The sequence below is a fragment of the Moorena sp. SIO4E2 genome (genome assembly GCF_010671945.1).
GTDB lineage: Bacteria > Cyanobacteriota > Cyanobacteriia > Cyanobacteriales > Coleofasciculaceae > Moorena > Moorena producens.
This window is the reverse complement of the sequence record NZ_JAAHIE010001250.1, coordinates 1-1348: the sequence shown is the minus strand read 5'-3', so window position 1 is coordinate 1348 and position 1348 is coordinate 1. Positions and strand designations below refer to the sequence as shown.

Below are 1348 nucleotides of genomic sequence, written 5' to 3'. Positions count from 1 at the left end.
ATCAATTGAAGAATTAGAATGTTTGTTAAATCATCTTTTAAATGAAGGAGGGTTAATTATAAAATGGGTACGAAAAATAAAAAACAAAGGCAATGCTGTTATCACAGTTTAAATGCGCAACAGCTTAGTGCGATTCGTTAGTTAGAAACCATACCCGATAAAGAGTATGGGGGATTAACTGCCTGGTCTAATGAACCATGACAACTTGATAACCATGATGGTGAAAATCCATCCCTCGTGAAATCCGAGTGACAACCTTACCCTGACTAATGGAAATAGCAACTCCATAAGTTAAACAGCAAGAGGGTCGAACGGGCAAAACATCCTTTAACCTGACCGATGTCAGCCTAGGTAAAGAACTCATGGGTACGAATAGGAAGGTATGAATGAATCATCGTTATTACGATGTAGCGAAATAAGAAGGTTGAACAACGCTACAGACAAAAAGTCAACGGAGAACACAGGCTTACAAGGTTTGCCGCTCTTGTAAAAGATTTCCCTCTCTCCCGGTGAATAGTACCACCCTAAAAGTTCAAAGATTGGTTATCAGGAACGAAGTAACTCCCATATGTACTCTCAGAAAGGTCGAATATTCTGAGTAGGTAGCTAGCCGCAAGTCATATGGAAGCAAGATTGAGTCAGAAGCCAACGCCTGGAGTAATATCTAGGATATGCTGACGGACTCACGTTATAGGAAAAGATATAGCTGTAAGTAGTAATGAATAAGTCTAAAACTCGGGGGTTCGCCCCACAGTCGGAATGGAATAAGGTCAATTGGCGAAAGCTAGAAATAACCTTATTTAAGTTACAAAAACGGATATACCGAGCCTCACAACGTGGTGACGTCCGCGTGGTAAGAAAACTACAAAAAACTTTGATGAAGTCCTGGACTGCCAAAATGATTGCGGTGCGTCGGGTAACACAGGAGAACAAAGGTAAAAAGACTGCCGGAATAGATGGGGTCAAAGCTTTAACCAATAAGCAACGCCTCATCTTAGTAGCCAACCTAAAGGTCTCCAAAAAGGCACAACCAACCAGAAGGGTTTGGATACCTAAACCTGGACGGACGGAAAAACGCCCATTAGGAATACCGACCATGTATGACCGTGCATTACAGGCACTTGCTAAACAGGCACGCTTAACCTGAATGGGAAGCCAAATTTGAACCTAATTCTTATGGGTTCAGACCAGGGCGCTCATGTCACGATGCCATCGAAGCAATAAGCTGTTGCGCATTTAAACTGTGATAACAGCATTGCCTTTGTTTTTTATTTTTCGTACCCATTTTATAATTAACCCTCCTTCATTTAAAAGATGATTTAACAAACATTCTAATTCTTCAATTGAT

General features: G+C 41.0%; 1 protein-coding gene and 1 pseudogene. One reads left to right on the top strand and one right to left on the bottom strand.

Going from position 1 to position 1348, the window contains the following annotated elements; translation table 11 throughout:
• Nucleotides 1-187 precede the first annotated feature (187 nt).
• Nucleotides 188-364, bottom strand: a complete 177-nt coding sequence (locus tag F6K37_RS42640; RefSeq protein ID WP_158026519.1) for a hypothetical protein — start codon at nt 362-364, stop codon at nt 188-190.
• Nucleotides 365-718: 354 nt separating this feature from the next.
• Between F6K37_RS42640 and F6K37_RS42635 the strand changes: the two are divergent.
• A pseudogene (locus F6K37_RS42635) lies at nt 719-1223 on the top strand (reverse transcriptase N-terminal domain-containing protein); the annotation flags it as partial.
• Between the last annotated feature and the right edge of the window lie 125 nt (nt 1224-1348).